This window comes from Aeromicrobium sp. PFPM2_SD2 (assembly GCF_057364525.1).
Genome location: NZ_JBNFNZ010000847.1, coordinates 1 through 502 on the forward strand (window position 1 = coordinate 1; position 502 = coordinate 502).

A 502-nucleotide genomic window follows, 5' to 3' on the forward strand; every position below is an offset into this window, starting at 1 on the left:
TCCATAGCAACTTTAACGTCGCCAGTAGCAGTTGCCGGGAATGCGTGTTTCTGACCGGAAGCGATAGTGATACCATCTTCACCACGAGTCTCACCAGCACCACCCCTGAGTCAAGTGTAGGACTTCAAACAAACCACGAAGCCCATTACGTTACGGATGTTACCAGTCTCTGGGTCAATCAGCGCAGCATAGTTAGCAGCGTTCGGCATCAGAGCCGCGAGGATTGCAGAGTAGTTGTCCGGCGTTGTATAGAAATAACGGTCGCCAGCAGGAACGTAGTTGGAGGTCAGCTTCGCACGAGCAATGGTCAGTTGACCGATGATTGCTTCGCCCAGTTTAGCCGGGGTGTTGAGGTCAGCTTTCTTACCAACTTCAAGTACGGACGCAGTGCCCAGACCGGCGATGTTCTCGTTGGATGCAGCTGGTAGGTTACACAGGATAGCCATTTCAGCCAGAACCGCACCATCAGCAGCGATAGCCAGAGCTTCACCTAACTGGTTGG

At 53.0% G+C, this 502-nt stretch carries 1 protein-coding gene; it reads right to left on the reverse strand.

The genetic code is table 11. The features are described 5' to 3' along the window. Positions 1 to 110 precede the first annotated feature (110 nt). A partial coding sequence (locus AC2W7G_RS18455) for a major capsid protein (RefSeq protein WP_485869707.1) occupies positions 111 to 502 on the reverse strand: 392 nt, incomplete at its 5' end.